General features: G+C 71.8%; 17 protein-coding genes and 2 pseudogenes. 10 read left to right on the top strand and 9 right to left on the bottom strand.

Features of this window, described 5'->3' with window-relative positions:
• Window positions 1-44 precede the first annotated feature (44 nt).
• Entirely contained in the window at window positions 45-794 is a 750-nt protein-coding gene (locus tag Q5762_RS08220) for a TIGR00730 family Rossman fold protein (RefSeq protein WP_315891326.1), read from the top strand.
• Between the two features lie 85 nt (window positions 795-879).
• On the opposite strand, the gene folP is transcribed toward Q5762_RS08220, so the two are convergent.
• Entirely contained in the window at window positions 880-1,740 is an 861-nt protein-coding gene (gene folP, locus Q5762_RS08215) for a dihydropteroate synthase (protein WP_315891325.1), read from the bottom strand.
• Between the two features lie 104 nt (window positions 1,741-1,844).
• Here folP and Q5762_RS08210 point away from each other — a divergent pair, with 104 nt between their 5' ends.
• Both Q5762_RS08210 and Q5762_RS08205 read left to right on the top strand, forming a co-directional pair.
• Window positions 1,845-2,180 (top strand): DivIVA domain-containing protein, encoded by a 336-nt coding sequence (locus tag Q5762_RS08210; protein ID WP_315891324.1) that lies wholly within the window; start codon window positions 1,845-1,847, stop codon window positions 2,178-2,180.
• Window positions 2,177-2,761, top strand: coding sequence for a DNA-3-methyladenine glycosylase I (locus Q5762_RS08205; RefSeq protein ID WP_315891323.1), 585 nt, complete (start codon window positions 2,177-2,179; stop codon window positions 2,759-2,761). Before Q5762_RS08210 ends, Q5762_RS08205 begins: the two co-directional genes overlap by 4 nt.
• Before the next feature lie 51 nt (window positions 2,762-2,812).
• On the opposite strand, the gene Q5762_RS08200 is transcribed toward Q5762_RS08205, so the two are convergent.
• The 4 genes and pseudogenes from Q5762_RS08200 to Q5762_RS08185 all read right to left on the bottom strand — a co-directional run bounded on the left by Q5762_RS08200 (window position 2,813) and on the right by Q5762_RS08185 (window position 4,693).
• Complete coding sequence (locus Q5762_RS08200) at window positions 2,813-3,133, bottom strand: VCBS repeat-containing protein (RefSeq protein ID WP_315891523.1); 321 nt, start codon at window positions 3,131-3,133, stop codon at window positions 2,813-2,815.
• Between the two features lie 3 nt (window positions 3,134-3,136).
• Window positions 3,137-3,208 (bottom strand): annotated as a pseudogene (locus Q5762_RS08195) (hypothetical protein); the annotation flags it as partial.
• 251 nt (window positions 3,209-3,459) lie between these two features.
• Window positions 3,460-3,819, bottom strand: a pseudogene (locus tag Q5762_RS08190) (peptidase inhibitor family I36 protein); the annotation flags it as partial.
• A 70-nt stretch (window positions 3,820-3,889) separates the two neighbouring features.
• A complete protein-coding gene (locus Q5762_RS08185; RefSeq protein WP_315891322.1) occupies window positions 3,890-4,693 on the bottom strand; it encodes an enoyl-CoA hydratase-related protein in 804 nt (267 codons plus the stop codon).
• 323 nt (window positions 4,694-5,016) lie between these two features.
• Between Q5762_RS08185 and Q5762_RS08180 the strand changes: the two genes are divergently transcribed.
• Complete coding sequence (locus tag Q5762_RS08180; protein ID WP_006346801.1) at window positions 5,017-5,184, top strand: DUF3117 domain-containing protein; 168 nt, start codon at window positions 5,017-5,019, stop codon at window positions 5,182-5,184.
• Window positions 5,185-5,711: 527 nt separating this feature from the next.
• Here Q5762_RS08180 and Q5762_RS08175 read toward each other — a convergent pair.
• Window positions 5,712-6,377 (bottom strand): O-methyltransferase, encoded by a 666-nt coding sequence (locus Q5762_RS08175; RefSeq protein ID WP_315891321.1) that lies wholly within the window; start codon window positions 6,375-6,377, stop codon window positions 5,712-5,714.
• Between the two features lie 143 nt (window positions 6,378-6,520).
• On the opposite strand from Q5762_RS08175, the gene sigE reads away from it, so the two are divergent.
• The 5 genes from sigE to Q5762_RS08150 all read left to right on the top strand — a co-directional run bounded on the left by sigE (window position 6,521) and on the right by Q5762_RS08150 (window position 11,351).
• Complete coding sequence (gene sigE, locus Q5762_RS08170) at window positions 6,521-7,279, top strand: RNA polymerase sigma factor SigE (RefSeq protein ID WP_260229026.1); 759 nt, start codon at window positions 6,521-6,523, stop codon at window positions 7,277-7,279.
• Window positions 7,280-7,281: 2 nt separating this feature from the next.
• A complete protein-coding gene (locus tag Q5762_RS08165) occupies window positions 7,282-8,289 on the top strand; it encodes a zf-HC2 domain-containing protein (protein WP_315891511.1) in 1,008 nt (335 codons plus the stop codon).
• 78 nt (window positions 8,290-8,367) lie between these two features.
• The gene (locus tag Q5762_RS08160) at window positions 8,368-10,071 is read left to right on the top strand and encodes a trypsin-like peptidase domain-containing protein (protein ID WP_315891320.1); all 1,704 of its coding nucleotides are present in this window, start codon (window positions 8,368-8,370) and stop codon (window positions 10,069-10,071) included.
• A 91-nt stretch (window positions 10,072-10,162) separates the two neighbouring features.
• Window positions 10,163-10,618 carry a sec-independent translocase gene (locus Q5762_RS08155; protein WP_315891319.1) on the top strand — a complete coding sequence of 152 codons (456 nt, stop codon included), beginning with the start codon at window positions 10,163-10,165 and terminating at the stop codon, window positions 10,616-10,618.
• 103 nt (window positions 10,619-10,721) lie between these two features.
• On the top strand, window positions 10,722-11,351 hold the full coding sequence (locus tag Q5762_RS08150; protein ID WP_315891318.1) for a hypothetical protein: 630 nt from the start codon (window positions 10,722-10,724) through the stop codon (window positions 11,349-11,351).
• A gap of 46 nt (window positions 11,352-11,397) precedes the next feature.
• Here Q5762_RS08150 and Q5762_RS08145 read toward each other — a convergent pair whose 3' ends face one another.
• From Q5762_RS08145 to Q5762_RS08135, 3 genes are read right to left on the bottom strand one after another with little or no spacing between them, the layout of a single operon-like run.
• Entirely contained in the window at window positions 11,398-12,531 is a 1,134-nt protein-coding gene (locus tag Q5762_RS08145; RefSeq protein ID WP_315891317.1) for an Mrp/NBP35 family ATP-binding protein, read from the bottom strand.
• 42 nt (window positions 12,532-12,573) lie between these two features.
• Window positions 12,574-13,215: a DUF1003 domain-containing protein gene (locus Q5762_RS08140; protein WP_315891316.1), complete on the bottom strand. Its 642-nt coding sequence runs from the start codon at window positions 13,213-13,215 to the stop codon at window positions 12,574-12,576.
• Window positions 13,205-14,476 (bottom strand): magnesium transporter MgtE N-terminal domain-containing protein, encoded by a 1,272-nt coding sequence (locus tag Q5762_RS08135; protein WP_315891315.1) that lies wholly within the window; start codon window positions 14,474-14,476, stop codon window positions 13,205-13,207. Before Q5762_RS08135 ends, Q5762_RS08140 begins: the two co-directional genes overlap by 11 nt.
• A gap of 240 nt (window positions 14,477-14,716) precedes the next feature.
• Between Q5762_RS08135 and Q5762_RS08130 the strand changes: the two genes are divergently transcribed.
• Window positions 14,717-15,478: a hypothetical protein gene (locus tag Q5762_RS08130; RefSeq protein WP_315891314.1), complete on the top strand. Its 762-nt coding sequence runs from the start codon at window positions 14,717-14,719 to the stop codon at window positions 15,476-15,478.
• Window positions 15,479-15,487: the final 9 nt, after the last annotated feature.

Raw genomic sequence — 15,487 nt, 5'->3', positions numbered from 1 at the left:
CTGACCGAATCAGAAGATCAGTGGATCGGTGGAGGGAGCAGGCCATGGGTATCCCCGAGGGAGCGTCGAAGCCGGAGGAGCAGCGGCTGGGACCGGTGTTGAGGCGCCGGGACCAGGTCCAGCCGGGCACCACGGATCAGCGTCTGCTGGACACCGAGGGTGACTCGGAGTGGGTGCACACCGACCCCTGGCGGGTCATGCGCATCCAGTCCGAGTTCGTGGAGGGCTTCGGCGCCCTCGCCGAACTGCCGAGCGCGATCAGCGTCTTCGGCTCGGCGCGTACGAAGCCCGATTCGCCGGAGTACGAGGCGGGCGTGCGGCTCGGCCACGCGCTCGTGGACGCGGGCTTCGCGGTGATCACGGGCGGCGGCCCGGGCGCGATGGAGGCGGCGAACAAGGGCGCCCGGGAGGCCAAGGGCATCTCGGTCGGCCTGGGCATCGAGCTCCCCTTCGAGCAGGGGCTGAACCCGCACGTCGACATCGGCGTGAACTTCCGCTACTTCTTCGTCCGCAAGACGATGTTCGTGAAGTACGCCCAGGGCTTCGTGGTCCTCCCGGGCGGCCTCGGCACCCTCGACGAGCTCTTCGAGGCACTCACCCTGGTCCAGACCCGCAAGGTGACCCGCTTCCCGATCGTGCTCTTCGGTACGGAGTACTGGAAGGGCCTGGTCGACTGGCTCCGCGACTCGGTCGTCGCCGGCGGCAAGGCCTCGGAACGGGACCTCCTCCTCTTCCACGTGACGGACGACGTGGACGAGGCGGTCGCGCTGGTGACGAAGGAGACGGGCCGGTAAGAGGACCGGGGTCCGGGGCGGAGCCCCGGTTCGGGAAGGGGCGGGGTGGGGAAAAGCCCGCCGCAGGCGCCCCGCCCCTTCCGTGTTACGCCAGCCCTCGCCGGGCCACGGCGGGAGGCCGGTGCCCCGCGATGGACGCCACCATGTCCAGTACCTGCCGCGTCTCGGCCACCTCGTGCACCCGGTACACCTGCGCCCCCAACCACGCCGACACGGCCGTCGTCGCCAGCGTCCCCAACACCCGCTCCTTGACCGGCCGGTCCAACGTCTCGCCGACGAAGTCCTTGTTGGACAGCGACACCAGCACCGGCCACCCCGTCGCCGTCATCTCGCCGAGCCGCCGCGTCGCCTCCAGACTGTGCCGGGTGTTCTTCCCGAAGTCGTGACCCGGGTCGATCATGATCCCGTCCCGCCGCACGCCCAGCTCGGCCGCCCGCTCGGCCAGACCCACCGTGACCCGCAGGATGTCGGCCACCACGTCCTCGTACGTGACCCGGTGCGGCCGGGTCCGGGGCTTCGCGCCGCCCGCGTGGGTGCAGACGAGACCGGCGCCGTACCGGGCGGCGACCTCCGCGAGCCGGGGGTCCACGCCGCCCCACGCGTCGTTCAGGACGTCCGCGCCGGCCTCGCAGACCGCCTCGCCGACGTCGGCGCGCCAGGTGTCGACGCTGATGACGACATCCGGGTGCCGGCGCCGTACCTCCGCCACGAAACCGACCGTGCGGCGCGCCTCCTCCTCGGCGGTGACCTCCTCGCCGGGGCCCGCCTTCACCCCGCCGATGTCGATGATGGCGGCGCCCTCGGCGACCGCCTGCTCGACGCGGGCGAGGGCGGGCTCGTCGCGGAAGGTGGCGCCCTGGTCGTAGAAGGAGTCGGGCGTCCGGTTCACGATCGCCATGATCACCGGCTCGTGCGGCCCGAATTCACGCCGTCCCAAGCGCAGCATCCCTTTTGTCCTCCCTCGCGTCCGTTCGCCTGCGACCCTAACTGTCGGTGGCGCATGGCACGATCGGCGGTGGGACGTTTTCCACTTCGGGGAGAGGCGCGCTGGTGTTCTGGTTTTTGCTGATCGCGATGGTCGTGGTCGTCGCGGCGGTCACGCTCGCGGTGATCGGCGGGGGCGACAGCGAGGTGCTGCCCGAGGTGGCGCCCGAGCGGCTGGTCGACCCGCTGCCGGCGACCCGCCCGGTGGACCGCGCCGACATCGAGGAGCTCCGGCTGCCGGTGACGGCGCGGGGGTACCGCATGGCGGACGTCGACGACGTCCTCGGGCGCCTGGGCGCCGAGCTCGCGGAGCGGGACGCGCGGATCGCGGAGCTGGAGGAGGCGCTGCGCGGTCGGGGCCCGTCGTCCGGCCCCTCGCTGCGGAAGGACGAGGACCAGTGACCGGCGAGGCGATCCCCGGCCCGGACGGCAGGCTCCGCTGCCCCTGGGGCCTGTCCACCGAGGACTACGTGAGGTACCACGACGAGGAGTGGGGCCGCCCGGTCCACGGGGACGACGCGCTGTTCGAGCGGCTCTGCCTGGAGGCGTTCCAGTCCGGCCTGTCGTGGATCACGATCCTGCGCCGCCGCGAGGGCTTCCGCCGGGCCTTCGCCGACTTCGAGATCGCCTCGGTCGCGCGGTTCGGCGAGGCGGACCGGGAGCGGCTCCTCGTGGACGAGGGCATCATCCGCAACCGCGCGAAGATCGACGCGACGATGGCGAACGCGAAGGCGCTTGCCGAGTGGGCCCCCGGTGAGCTGGACGCCCTGATCTGGTCCTACGCCCCCGACCCGGCGGCGCGCCCGGCCCCTCTGACGACCGGCGACGTCCCGGCGGTGACGGACGAGTCGACGGCCCTCTCGAAGGCCCTTAAGAAGCGCGGCCTCCGCTTCATCGGCCCGACGACGGCGTACGCCCTGATGCAGGCCTGCGGCCTGGTCGACGACCACCTCAAGGACTGCGTGTCCCGGGGCGCCCAGTAGGGGCACCCCGGGCCACATCCGGCCCGTTCCGCCGGACGGCCGCGGTGCGCGTCAGAAGACGTGCACGCCGGCGGCGGAGTCGAACGTCATCGTGTACTGCGGGGCGCCGATGCCGCCTCGGCCGTCTCCGGCGTCGATGTACAGCTCGCGGCGGTTGACCGTCCGCATGAGATCGGACAGGCCGTCCCCGGTCACGTCCCCGACGGTCAGCAGCTGTTCGTTGTGCGGCCAGGCGTACGGCAGCTTCTTACGAGCGGAGAAAGCGCCCCGCCCATTGCCCGGGTAGAGCCACAGCGAGCGCGAGCCGTCGCGGGCGACGAGGTCGGCCCTGCCGTCCCCGGTCATGTCACCGGGAGCCGCCAGCCGGTTCATGGCGTTCCACCCGCTACCGACCTGCTTACGGGCGGAGAACGTGCCGCGTCCGTTGCCTGGGTAGGTCCACAGCACGCCGGCCGCGTCACGGGTGAGCAGGTCGGCGTAGCCGTCGTGTTGACGTCGCCGAACGCGCCGAGCGTCGACGACGAGGCGGGGCGGAGCTTCGGAATGGCTTCGCTGCCGTACCAGGTCGGGATCCGGCTCTCTGACCCGCAGAAGTCGTCCGCCTCCGGCCCGACGTCGATCGAGCTGGCGGCGCGGTCGAGCTCGGGGTACGCGCTCTCGTCGAAGGACTCCGAGGTGTAGAAGTGCACGGACCCTTCGGGAGCGAAGCCGGGCTGCGGGTAGAAGCAGACCGCGTCCGCGCTGTGGTTCACGAAGGAGCGGATGCGGTTGTCCCAGGCGCCGAGGGAGTACATCGGCTTGCTGACGACCAGCATGTCTCCCTGGTACAGCGGCTTGCTGAAGGCGCAGACCTTGCCGGAGGGACACCGCTCCCAGCCGTCTGCCGCCTGCGCCGGGGCGGCCAGAGCCGTTGACGCCAGGCCGATTGTCAGAGCGGCGGTGAGCGTGCCGCGAACAGATCGCGGGCACGGAAGAAGAACGCACGGAACCCCCCCAGGTGATGTGCGTGTGAAGTCGATGAGAACGCACTCGAACAGATCGAGTGGTGAGCGGATCATATAGACGCGCACACCACTCGTTCGACGGGGTTCCCAGGGGGCTCCGGAGGCCGGTAGCGGCGATCCGCCGCTACCGGCCCACGTACTTCGGCTTCTCCTTCGCCAGGAACGCCTGGACCGCGATCGTGTGGTCCTCGGAGGCGCCGGCGGCCGTCTGGAGCTCGTCCTCCTTCTCCAGGGCCTCCGACAGCGAGTGGTCCGCGCCGTACGCCAGGGACTCCTTCAGCGCCGCGTACGCCACCGTCGGGCCCTCGGCCAGGGTGCGGGCGATCTTCCGGGCCTCGGCGGCGAGCTCGGCGGCCGGGACGAGCTTGTTCACGATGCCGAGTTCGTACGCCTCCTGGGCGCTGATCGAACGCGGGAAGAGCAGCAGGTCCGAGGCGCGGCTCGGGCCGATCAGCCGCGGCAGCGTCCACGACATGCCGGAGTCGGCGGTGAGCGCCACCCCGGCGAAGGAAGTGTTGAACGCGGCCGTCTCCGCGACCACCCGGTAGTCCGCCGCCAGCGCGAAGCCGAAGCCCGCCCCCGCCGCGACCCCGTTCACGCCCGCCACCACCGGCTTCTTCATGCCGGTCAGCGCCCGGACGATCGGGTTGTAGTGGTCCCGGACGGTGTTCATCGTCGCCCGCGACCCGGTTTCCTTGTCCGCCGTCAGCAGGCCCACGTGCTCCTTCAGGTCCTGCCCCACGCAGAAGGCCCGGTCGCCCGCCGCCGTCAGCAGCACCGCGCGTACGGCCGGGTCCGCCGCGGCCGCCTCCGCGGCGTCCCGCAGGGCGACCTTCGCCTCGACGTTCATCGCGTTCATGGCCTCGGCCCGGTTGATCGTGATCGTGGCGAGTCCGTCGGTCACTTCGTACAGCACGGTGTCGGCCATCGCGGCTTCCCTTCGCGTCTTCAACGCTTCTTCGCGTCCCTGATCCGCCCAGCATGGCGGAGATCACGCACCCCGCACATGTGAGCTGCGTCAAAGCCTGGTGGCAGGATGGTGGCGCGGCGGCGGCGAAGTATCGCAGGCCGATCGCCGAAATGGGCGGTTTTGCGGAAGCGCGTTGCGCAAGCGATGCGATCCGATGTTGGTCATCGGGTCCTGTGATGCGGGATAATGACCAGGAAGCAATGTGTTCGATGCCGGTGACGTGTGCTCCCGATCAGGGGCCGTCGGCTGACGAAGAGCTGGTTTCAGGAAGGGGAACAAGCATGGCGGCCATGAAGCCGCGGACGGGCGACGGCCCGCTCGAGGTGACCAAGGAGGGGCGGGGCATCGTCATGCGCGTTCCGCTCGAAGGCGGCGGTCGGCTTGTCGTCGAGCTGACGCCGGACGAGGCCGAAGCACTCGGCGACGCCCTGAAGCAGGTAGTCGGCTGACGCGACAAGCCAGGATTGTCCACTCCTGCCCCGGCACGGTACCCACCGCGCCGGGGCAGGGGTGTATCAGCACCCGCTGCGCCCGCGTAGGGGGTCGGTCCGGGGTCGGGGTCGGGTCCGGGTCGGGGTTCGGCTCGCGTCGTGGGTCCGCCCGCGTCATGGGTGGGTCCGCGTCAAGGTTCGCCCGCGTCGGGGGCGGGTCCGGGTCAGGGTTGGGCCCGCGTCAGGGGCGGGTCCGCGTCATGGGTGGGTCCGGGGCAGGGTTCGGCCGCGTCAGGGGCGCGTCCGGGTCTGGGTTGGGCCCGCGTTGAGGGGCGCCCGCGTCAGGTTCCGGCTCGCGTCTCATGGGTCAGCCTGCGTCAGGGACGGGTCCGGGGCAGGGTTCAGCTCGCGTCGTGGGTCCGCCCGCGTCATGGGCGGGTCCGCGTCAGGGATCGCCCCGCGTCAGGGATCGCCCCGCGTCATGGGTCTGCCCGCGTCAGGGATCGGTCCGTGCTTACCGGCGGCAGGTGCCGGGGCGGCGGGCGTCAGCCGCGGCGGACCGCGCACAGTAGGCCGTCGCCCACCGGCAGCAGTGACGGCAGCAGTTCCTGGCTCTCCCGGACCGCGCGCAGCAGCTCGCGTATCCGCAGCACCTCGGCCGGCTGCGCCGCCGAGTCGACCGTGCGGCCGTCCGCGAAGACGCCCTCGAAGCAGACCAGCCCCCCCGGTCGCAGCAGGCGCAACGATTCAGCGAGGTAGTCCAGGCACTCCAGCCGGTCGCCGTCGCAGAAGACGAGGTCGTACCCGCCGTCCGCGAGCCGCGGCAGTACGTCCAGGGCGCGGCCGGGGATGAAACGCGCCCGGTTCCCGGCGAAGCCCGCCGCCCGGAAGGCCGTCTTCGCGAACTGCTGGCGCTCCGGCTCCAGGTCCACGGTCGTCAGGACCCCGTCCGGCCGCATCCCGTGCAGCAGGTAGATCCCGGACACGCCCGTGCCGGTACCGATTTCGGCCACCGCTTTCGCGTCCGCCGTCGCCGCAAGCAGGCGCAGCGCGGCGCCGGTGCCCGGTGACACCGAGGGCAGCCCTGCCTCCCGGGCCCGGTCACGGGCCCAGCGCAGCGCTTCGTCCTCGGCGACAAAGGCGTCGGCGAACGCCCAGCTCGTCGGCCGGTTGGCGGTAATGGCCCTCTCCTGTCCCCGTAGTTGACGCAACCGTGACTGTATCCGCTGCACCCGGGAACCCGCAGATGGGACCGCGCGTTCAGAGAGGGTGAGGCGCCAGTGAGGGGCAGCGGCCTAGGCCGTCCCCAAATTCGCGTAAAGATTCTTATCCGGAGCTAACGGGCGAGGTGGCTATGGTAGGGGCTCCACTGGACACCACCAGAGCCGACAGGGGAGGTGCGGCTGCGCCTGTGGATCGGGGAGGAGTGCTTCGGCGTCTTCTCAGGTCGGCGGGTGAGCCGAAATCCGTGACCGACACCGCTGACCGAATCCGCACCGCCGACTCCGCTCCCACCACCGCGACCTTCGCATCGGATGCGGAATCGCAGGCGTGGACTCCGCCCACCTGGGAGGAGATCGTCAGCACGCACAGTGGCCGGGTCTACCGCCTCGCGTACCGGCTGACCGGCAACCAGCACGACGCCGAGGACCTCACGCAGGAGGTCTTCGTCCGCGTCTTCCGCTCGCTGTCGACGTACACGCCGGGCACCTTCGAGGGCTGGCTCCACCGCATCACCACCAATCTCTTCCTCGACATGGTCCGCCGCAAGCAGCGGATCCGGTTCGACGCGCTCGGCGACGACGCGGCCGAGCGGCTGCCCAGCCGGGAGCCCTCCCCGCAGCAGGCCTTCAACGACACGCACTTCGACGCGGACGTGCAGCAGGCCCTCGACACCCTCGCGCCCGAGTTCCGGGCCGCGGTCGTCCTCTGCGACATCGAAGGACTGTCGTACGAGGAGATCGCCGCCACCCTCGGCGTGAAGCTCGGCACGGTCCGCAGCCGGATCCACCGCGGCCGCTCGCACCTGCGCAAGGCGCTCAAGCACCGTTCCCCCGAGGCCCGGGCGGAGCGTGCGCTGGCCGCCGTCGGCTGGGAGGGCGGAACGGCGTGAGCATCAGTCCTGCCGGCCCGACCCCCGCGGAGCAGCACCTCGGGGACCGACTCGCCGCGCTGGTCGACGGGGAGCTCGGCCACGACGCCCGCGAGCGGGTCCTCGCGCACCTCGCGACCTGTGCCAAATGCAAGGCGGAGGCCGACGCCCAGCGCCGGCTGAAGAGCGTCTTCGCCACCACCGCACCCCCACCGCCCTCCGAGGGGTTCCTCGCACGCCTTCAGGGGCTGCCCGGGGGCCCTGGCGATCCGGGGGGTGACGACCGTCGGGGACCCTTCGACGAGCTCTTCGGTCTGGGCGGCGGAGGCGGCGGCGTCGGAGGTGGCGGCGCCGGAGGCGTCGGGGGCGGACTCGGCGCGATGAGGTCGGACGGCTTCGCGACGGCCGCGCCCGTCTCCCCGCACCACTCCGGTTTCCGCATCCACGCCGTCGGCGGCCGCCCCGACCACGACCGCTCGTCCTGGCGGGGCCGGCGCTTCGGCATCGCGGCCGCCAGCGCGGTCTCCTTCGCCGCGATAGCGCTCGGCGGCGCCCTGCCGCTGGAGTCCACGGTGAACCTGGGCGCGCGCGGCGAGGGCACGGGCACGAACGTGACCCCGCTCAGGTCCGCCGCGGCCGGCACGGGCGCGGGATCCGGTACGGGTACGGGCTCCGGTACGGGCACGGCGACGAACGCGGGCACGGCCTCCGGGCGCGGCGGGCGCAGCGAGGAGCGGACGGCCATCGGCTCCTCGTCGAGCCCGATCGGCGCCGGTTCGACGACCGGCACGGTGGCGGCCGGACCCCTGCTTCCGGGCGGTTCGGCGGCGACCGCCTCGGCCGTCCGGCTCCGGGGTCCGTCGACGCAGTCGGTCTTCGAGCTCTCCCCGTTCGTACGACCCACGGGACCGGCCCTGAGCCTCGCGTTCACGTCCGGGTTCAACACGCTCGGCGGCTCGTCCGTCACCCCGGCTCCGTCCCCGCTCTCGGACTCCAGACCGACGACGACACCGCTCACCTCCCACCGCTGACGCCGGACCTGATTGAATCCTCGGCACGGGCGCCCGCCGTGAGGCGGGCGCGGACAGGCCAGCTGTTGCGGGGAGAGCATGAACGACGGGAAGTCGACCGGCCAGAAGCCGAAGTGGTGGAGTCGGCCGACGGGTACGCCGCCAGAGGCCGGGATACCGGAACCGCCGGTCGCGGACGAGGGTGACTTCACCCTCGCCGCCCCCGCGACCCCGGCCACGAACGACGCGCCCGCCTCCTCGACGGAGGACACGGCGCCCGTCCCCGTACCGCAGCAGGCACAGGCACAGGCGCCGGCTCCCGCGCCGGTCGAGCCGCGGGACCCGCAGGACCCTGTCCAGGCCCAGCCGCAGCCCCTGCACGAGCCCGACGAGTACCGGACACCGCCCTACGGTGAGCCCGGGCCCTGGGCGCCCGCGCCGCCCGTACAGCGGCCCATGGCGACCCCGGCCCACGGAGTCCCCGTACCGCCGCAGCCGACCGCACCGCAGCCGACGGCGCCGCAGCCGGTCGCCCCGCACCCCGTCGCGGCCCCGCCCGTCGCCGCCGCGCACCCGCCCGCGCCGCAGCCGGCGCAGTGGGTGCAGTACGACCCCTGGGGCGCGCCCGGCGCGTCCGGCGCGTCCGGCGCGCCGCTGACCATCGGGGCCGAGCCGATCGGCAAGCCGCGCCGCTCCCGCCGTGGCACCGCGATCGCCGGCGCGCTGCTGTTCGCGCTGCTGACCGGCGTCCTCGGCGGCGCCGTCGGCGCGTACGTCGAGCGCAACGGCGGCATCACCACCGTCGAGCTGCCGCAGGCGGGTGTCGAGGGCGGCGACCGCGCCCCCGAGTCGGTCGCCGGGATCGCCGCCAGCGCCCTGCCGAGCGTGGTCACGCTCCACGTCAGCGGCGCCGGTTCCTCCGGTACCGGCACGGGCTTCGTCCTGGACACCCAGGGCAACATCCTGACCAACAACCACGTGGTCGACGCGGCCGCCTCGTCCGGCGAGATCACCGTCACCTTCAGCAGCGGCGAGACCGCGCGGGCCAAGCTCGTCGGCAAGGACAGCGGTTACGACCTCGCCGTCGTCAAGGTCACCGGGGTGTCGGGCCTCAAGCCCCTCCCGCTCGGCAACTCGGACAACGTCCGTGTCGGCGACCCCGTCGTCGCCATCGGTGCCCCCTTCGACCTCCAGAACACCGTCACGTCCGGGATCATCAGCGCCAAGGAGCGCCCGATCACGGCCGGCGGCAAGAAGGGCGACGGCAGTGACATCAGCTATGTCGACGCCCTCCAGACCGACGCGCCGATAAACCCGGGCAATTCGGGCGGTCCGCTGGTCGACTCCAAGGCCCGGGTCATCGGCATCAACAGTGCGATCCGTGCGGCCGGTGACGGCTCCGGCGGCGAGGGCAGCGGTCAGTCCGGTTCCATCGGCCTCGGCTTCGCCATTCCCATCAACCAGGGCAAGCGGGTCGCCGAGGAGCTCATCAACACCGGCAAGGCCACCCACCCCGTCATCGGTGTGAGCCTCGACATGCAGTTCAACGGCGACGGCGCGCGCGTCGGCGAGAAGGGCAAGGACGGCACCGCCTCGGTCACCCCCGGCGGCCCGGCGGCGAAGGCCGGCATCCGGCCCGGTGACATCATCACCAAGGTCGACGGCCAGCGGGTGCGTAGTGGCGAGGAGCTGATCGTGAAGATCCGCGCCCACCGCCCAGGCGACCAGTTGGAGCTCACGCTGAAGCGTGGCGGCAAGGATCAGACCAAGACGTTGACGCTCGGTTCCTCGCAGGGCGACTGAGCGCCATGTGGGGGACACCGCAAGGTACCCGCCCGGCTGTTTCGGCGGGTACCGTGGAGCGGGCCCCGGACCCCGTGTAAGGAGCAGCAAGGTGTTCAACGACCTAGGCATACTCGAGCTCGTGGCGCTCGTGGTCCTCGCCGTGCTCGTCTTCGGCCCGGACAAGCTGCCGAAGGTCATCCAGGACGTCTCGCGGTTCGTCCGCAAGGTCCGGGACTTCTCCGAGAGCGCCAAGCAGGACATCCGTACCGAGCTGGGCCCGGAGTTCAAGGACTTCGAGTTCGAGGACCTCAACCCCAAGACCTTCCTGCGCAAGCAGCTGGACGGGAACGAGGATCTCAAGGAGCTGAAGGACCTGCGCAGCAGCTTCGACCTCAAGAAGGAGATGAACGAGGTCGCCGACGCGGTGCACGGCCGCGAGTCGGAGCCCTCGGCCGCCGCTGCCGCCACCGTCCCCGCGACGGTCAACGGCTCGCCGGACCTGCTGAAGAAGCAGGACAAGCCGGGCGCCGGCGAGCGGCCCCCCTACGACTCCGACGCGACCTGACTCTCCCTGACCACCTGGGCTGACGCACCCTGACGTGAGCCGGTGGCTATCCTCCATCTGTTGTCCGCCGTCGCGGACACGACGGATCGAGGAGGCGGCCGAGATGGAGACGACGAGTCGGGTGGAGGGAGTGCCCGCAGCCCGGCGTACCGCCGAAGGCTTTCTGCGCGCACCCTTCACCTGGTACGGACTTGACGACGCGTTCACCGGACCGCGCTGGCTGATGCAGGTCGGCACGGCGGCGGACGGGACCGTCCAGCACGGATCGATGGGCCACGGGGACGAGCCGTCGATAAAGTCCGACGCGAGTGCCGCCGAGAAGGAGCGCTTCGCCGTCGTCGTGACGGTCGCGGCGAGCCCGGTGCGGAGGTCGGGGGACGGTACGGGGGTGCTCGACGCGACCACGGTCTCGTCCGCGGCCTGGCTGGCCGGCTCGGGACTTCTCGCGTACACCTGGCCCGCGCAGCTGGACCACGCGCTGCGGGACGACTGGCTGGACCAGCAGACCGAGACGGCCTTCGAGCTGGCGGACGATCTGGCGGGGGCGGAGTGGTCGACCCTGTCGCTGCCGGTGGACGGGGTTCCGGTGCCGTTCCACTACCGGGAGTCCGAGTTCGGGTGGGTGCTGGCGGGGTCCGCGGGTGAGGTGCACATCGGGGCGTACGGGCGGGGGATGAGCGCGTACGGGTTGGGGTTCGCGGGAGTCCAGGACCTTGAGGCGTACGCCTCGTAGGAACGCGAAAGGGCGCCCCCGGCAGGGGGCGCCCTTTTCTCCGACCTCAGAACTTGTTGCGCGGGGTGATCCCCAGGCTCATGCCCGAGAGGCCCCTGGAGCGGCCGCCGAGTTTGGCGGCGATGGCGCGGAGGGCCGAGCCCGCCGGGGAGTCCGGGTCGGTGATGACGACCGGCTTGCCCTCGTCGCCGCCCTCGCGCAGGCGGACGTCGATCGGGATGGAGCCGAGGACCGGGACCGTCGCGCCCGTGGTCTTCGTCAGGCCCTCGGCGACCCGCTGGCCACCGCCCGTGCCGAACACGTCGACCATCTCGTCGCAGTGCGGGCACGGCAGGCCGGCCATGTTCTCGACCACGCCGACGATCTTCTGGTGGGTCTGGACGGCGATCGAGCCCGCCCGCTCGGCGACCTCGGCCGCCGCCTGCTGCGGGGTCGTGACGACCAGGATCTCCGCGTTCGGCACCAGCTGCGCCACCGAGATCGCGATGTCGCCCGTGCCCGGGGGCAGGTCGAGCAGGAGGACGTCCAGGTCGCCCCAGTACACGTCCGCGAGGAACTGCTGAAGGGCTCGGTGGAGCATCGGGCCGCGCCACACCACCGGGGCGTTGCCCGGGGTGAACATGCCGATGGAGATGACCTTCACGCCGTTCGCCGACGGCGGCATGATCATGTTCTCGACCTGGGTCGGACGGCCGTCCGCGCCCAGCATGCGGGGCACCGAGTGGCCGTAGATGTCGGCGTCGACGACACCGACCTTCAGGCCGTCGGCGGCCATCGCCGCCGCCAGGTTCACGGTCACGGAGGACTTGCCGACGCCGCCCTTGCCGGAGGCGACCGCGTACACGCGGGTCAGCGAGCCGGGCTTGGCGAACGGGACCTCGCGCTCGGCCGTCGTACCCCGCAGGGCCGACGCCAGCTCCTTGCGCTGCTCGTCGCTCATCACGTCCAGCGTGACGTCGACGGCGGTGACGCCCTCCACCCGGGCGACCGCGTCCGTGACGCGCTGCGTGATCGTGTCGCGCATCGGGCAGCCTGAGACGGTGAGGTAGACCGTGACGGCGACCCTGCCGTCGGATCCGATCTCCACCGACTTCACCATGCCGAGCTCGGTGATCGGTTTGTTGATCTCGGGGTCGTTCACCGTCGCCAGTGCTTCGCGCACCGCGTCTTCCGTAGCCATATGGAGATGGTACGGCGCGGACCACCGGCGCCGGAAAGAGTGTCAGCGGTCGGTTACGTCACGTCCGCGATCGCCGCCCGGGGGGAATAGATCGCGGCGGCCCCCTGACCCCTCCCGATGGCCGTCACGATGCCCGTCCCGGTGGCCGTCCACGCGCTCGTCCATCTCCTTGATCAGGTCCTGGAGCTCGGAGCGGATCCAGTCGCGGGTGGCCACCTCCCCGAGCCCCATCCGCAGCGCCGCGATCTCCCGGGTCAGGTACTCGGTGTCGGCGATGGACCGCTCGTTCTGCTTGCGGTCCTGTTCGAGATTGACCCGGTCCCGGTCGTCCTGCCGGTTCTGGGCGAGGAGGATCAGCGGGGCCGCGTACGAGGCCTGGAGCGACAGGGCGAGCGTCAGGAAGATGAACGGGTACTCGTCGAACTTCAGCGGACCCGGCGCGAAGATGTTCCACAGCACCCAGACGATGATCGTCAGGGTCATCCAGACGAGGAACCGCCCGGTCCCCAGGAAGCGGGCGATCCGCTCCGAGAACCGCCCGAAGGCCTCCGGGTCGTACTCGGGCAGCAGCCTGAGCCGTCGCTCCCGCGGCAGATCGAGCCGGATGCGGGGCATCGCCGCGCGCTCCCGTTCCCGCTCCCGCTCCTTCTCCCGCTCCCGGTCGTGCGTGCGCTCAGCCGCCATGCGTCACCCCCTCCTCGTGGAACTCCGTCTCGCGCCAGTCCTCGGGCAGCAGATGGTCGAGCACGTCGTCCACGGTGACCGCGCCGAGCAGCGACCCGCTCTCGTCCACCACCGGCGCCGCGACCATGTTGTACGCGGCGAGATAGCTGGTCACGGCGGGCAGCGGGGTGTCCGGGCCGAGCGGCGGCAGATCGCTGTCGACCAGCGAGCTGACCAGCGTGAACGGCGGATCCCGCAGCAACCGCTGGAAGTGCACCGTGCCCAGGTACTTCCCCGTCGGCGTCTCGTCCGGCGGCCGGCACACGTACACCTGCGCCGCGAGCGCCGGGGAGAGGTCCTGCTGCCGTACGCGGGCCAGGGCGTCGGCGACCGTGGCGTCCGGCCGAAGCACGATCGGCTCCGTCGTCATCAGACCGCCCGCGGTCCGCTCCTCGTACGCGAGGAGCCGGCGTACGTCGGCGGCGTCGTCGGGCCGCATCAGCGCGAGCAGCCGCTCCTTGTCCTCCTCGGGCAGCTCGGAGAGCAGGTCGGCCGCGTCGTCCGGGTCCATCGCCTCCAGGACGTCCGCCGCCCGCTCCTCCTTCAGCTTCCCGAGGATCTCGATCTGGTCGTCGTCCGGCAGCTCCTCCAGGACGTCGGCGAGCCGGTCGTCGTCCAGGGCGGCGGCGACCTCGGCACGCCGCTTGGGGGAGAGATGGTGCAGCACGTTGGCCAGGTCGGCGGGGCGCAGCCGCTCGAAGGTGGCGACCAGGTTCTCCGCCCCCTGGCCCTCCTCCTCCAGGGAGAAGCCGGTGACCGCCGACCACTCCACGGTCAGCGTCTCGCCCTTGCGGCGCAGCGCCCCCGGCTTGCCGCGCCGTACGAAGACCTTGTCGATCTCCCACTCGCGGCGGGCCGGGAGCTGCTGGATGGCGACGTCGAGGACGGTGACCTCCTCGTCCGACTCGACCAGCCGGACGCGGCGGTCGAGGAGTTCGCCGAGGACGAGTCGCTCGGTCGGGCGCTGCTCGAAGCGGCGCATGTTGACGACGCCCGTGGTGATGACCTGACCGGACTCGACGCCGGTGATCCGGGTCATCGGGAAGAAGATCCGGCGGCGGGTGAGCACCTCGACCACCATGCCGAGCAGCCGGGGCGGCCGGCGGCCCACCCGGAGCATGGCGACGAGGTCGCTGACCCGGCCGACCTTGTCTCCGTTCGGGTCGAAGACGGGGACACCGGCGAGGTGCGAGACGAAGATCCGGGGGGCGCCTGCCGCCATGCCACGCGCCTCCTCGGTGCCGCACGATTCGGGTCACTGCCGGGTCACTGCCGGGTCACTGCCGGGTCACTGCCGGGTCATTGCTGGGTCAATGCAGTGGTATGCCGGATTCAGGCTAGCCCGTGCCCATCCGTGGCGCCCGGGCGAGCGCACCCGTACGGCTGCCTGCGGCGACGGCGCCCGGCCCGGGTACGCTGCCACCTGCCGTCCTCCCCACCGACGACACGAGAGGCAGCGCAGGTGACCGCTCTCCCCACTTCGGCGCGCATCCGCAGGGCCGTCCTGCCGCTGGCGCTGTGCGCCGGTCTCGCGGCGGGACTCACCGCCTGTGCGGAGGATCCGGACGAGGGGACGAACGGCGTCGGGAAGCTGGCTCCGGGCGCGATCGAGGAGAAGGCGCAGGAGGCCGCCGACGGCGCGAAGTCGGTCCGGCTCGCCGGGACGCTGGTCAGCAAGGGCGGCACGTTCAAGCTGAACATGCGCCTCAAGGACGACGGCGCGACCGGCTCGGTCGTGACGAAGAACAGCACCTTCGAGCTGCTGCGGATTGGTGACGCGCTCTACATGAAGGCCGACGCGGCGTTCTGGGCGCACGGCGGCGGCGAGGCGACCACGGAGCCGTCGGAGACCGACAGCGAGGCCGCCGACAAGCTCGGCGACAAGTACGTGAAGGTGCCCCAGGGTGACCCCTCGTACAAGCAGCTGCGCGGCTTCACCGACATGGACCTGCTCCTGAACGGGCTGCTCGGCCTGCACGGAGACGTGGTCAAGGGTGACCGCGACAAGATCGGCGGCATCCGTTCGGTCAAGGTCAAGGGCGGCGCGGAGGGCGAGGGCGGCACGCTTGACGTCGCCCTGGAGGGCACCCCGTACCCGCTCCAGTTCGCGCGGGGCGGCGGCGCGGGTGTGGTCGTGCTCTCCGAGTGGGACCGGGACTTCCCGCTGGAGGCCCCCGCCCCGGGCCAGACGCTCGACTACGGCAAGCAGCTGCCGCGAACCTGACAGGGGCCT

It is taken from the genome of Streptomyces sp. P9(2023), from assembly GCF_032436795.1.
Classification (GTDB): Bacteria; Actinomycetota; Actinomycetes; order Streptomycetales; family Streptomycetaceae; genus Streptomyces.
Note: the sequence above shows the minus strand (reverse complement) of the source record. Positions and strands in the feature narration are given on the sequence as shown.